Here is a 1603-nt window from a genome sequence, read left to right on the forward strand (position 1 = left end):
TTCTGCCGTTCGTGGAAGCCGGCGGCTACGAGCACCCGGCGTGGTGGTCCGACGCGGGCCGCGACTGGCTCGCGCACCAGCCGCTGCGCCACCCCGCCTGTCTTCGTGCGCCGGGCACCGGCTGGCAGCAGCGGCGCGGCGGCCGCTGGCTGCCGCTCGACCCGCAGGGCGCAGCGGTCCACCTGAACGCGCACGAAGCCGAGGCCTGGTGCCGCTGGGCCGGGCGGCGGCTGCCGACCGAAGCCGAATGGGAGTGCGCGGCACTCACGCTGCCGGGCTTCGCCTGGGGCCGGGTCTGGGAATGGACCTCGAGCCCGTTCGAACCTTACCCAGGCTTCACGCCTCATCCCTACCGCGACTACTCGGCGCCATGGTTCGGCACCCGGCGGGTGCTGCGCGGCGCCTGCCACGCCACGTCGGCGGCGCTCGCGCATGCGCGCTACCGCAACTTCTTCGAGCCGCACCGCCGCGACATCTTCGCCGGCTTCCGCAGCTGCCGGGCCGCCGGCGGGTGATCGGGCTCTTGCGGTCTAATCCCCGCCTTGTTCTTCGCTTTTCGGGAGTCTCATGAAATTTGCTGTCTTGCCGCGCTTCGTGCTGGCGCTGGCCCTGCTGGCCGGTGCCATGGCCGCGCAGGCCCAACAAACCTTCCGCATCACCGCGATCCCCGACGAATCGCCCACCGAGCTCGCGCGCAAGTCGGCGCCGCTGGCCGCCTACCTGGAGCGCAAGCTGGGCGTGAAGGTCGAATTCACGCCGGTCACCGACTACGCCGCCGCCGTCGAGGCCCTGGCCAACAAGCAGGTCGACCTGGCCTGGCTCGGCGGCTTCACCTTCGTGCAGGCCAGCCATCGTTCGGGCGGCAAGATGGTGCCGCTGGTGCAGCGCGAGGAAGACGAGAAATTCCGCTCGGTGTTCATCACGACGAATCCGGACATCCGCTCGCTCGCCGACCTCAAGGGCCGCAACCTGAGCTTCGGCTCGCAGTCCAGCACCTCGGGCCACCTGATGCCGCGCAGCTTCCTGCTGGCGGCCGGCATCGACCCCGACCGCGACCTCAAGCGCGTGGCCTATTCCGGCGCGCACGATGCCACGGTGGCCGCAGTGGCATCGGGCAAGGTGGACGCCGGGGCGCTCAACATCTCGGTGTGGGACAAGCTCGTGGCCGACAAGAAGGTCGATCCGGCGAAGGTGCGGGTGTTCTACACCACGCCCACCTACTACGACTACAACTGGACCGTGCATGCCGACATGCCGGCCGCCCGGCGCGAGCAGCTGGTGCGCGCGTTCATCGAGCTGAGCCCGGCCACGCCTGAGGGCAAGGACATCCTCGCGCTGCAGCGTGCCACGCGCTTCGTGCCGACGCGCGCCGAGAACTACAAGGGCATCGAGGCTGCGGCGCGCAACGCCGGGCTGCTGAACTGACCGGCGCGATGCAGGAGCGAAGCCGGTGAACATCGAGCTGCGGTCGGCCTCCGGCCGGCACCCGGCGGCCCCCGCCGCGGCGCCGCCGGCGCTGCGGGCGCTGGACCTGCAGGTGGCGGCGGGCGAGCAGGCCGCGGTGATCGGGCCCTCGGGCGCCGGCAAGACGACGCTGCTGCAC

The 1603-nt window shown here is 71.4% G+C and carries 2 protein-coding genes and 1 pseudogene; all 3 read left to right on the top strand.

Annotated features, from left to right (window positions below; all coding sequences use genetic code 11):
* Window positions 1-515: pseudogene (gene senA / locus AC1DOC_RS32945) on the top strand (selenoneine synthase SenA); the annotation flags it as partial.
* Window positions 516-567: 52 nt separating this feature from the next.
* The gene (locus tag AC1DOC_RS32950) at window positions 568-1425 is read left to right on the top strand and encodes a putative selenate ABC transporter substrate-binding protein (RefSeq protein ID WP_478131480.1); all 858 of its coding nucleotides are present in this window, start codon (window positions 568-570) and stop codon (window positions 1423-1425) included.
* A gap of 25 nt (window positions 1426-1450) precedes the next feature.
* The coding region (locus AC1DOC_RS32955; protein WP_478131481.1) for an ATP-binding cassette domain-containing protein at window positions 1451-1603 on the top strand (153 nt) is incomplete at its 3' end.

This window comes from Variovorax sp. 01T439_2 (genome assembly GCF_056398445.1).

Coding starts and splice junctions, on each gene's coding strand:
- AC1DOC_RS32950 (WP_478131480.1), top strand. CDS start 568: ATGAAATTTGCTGTCTTGCCGCGCTTCGTGCTGGCGCTGGCCCTGCTG.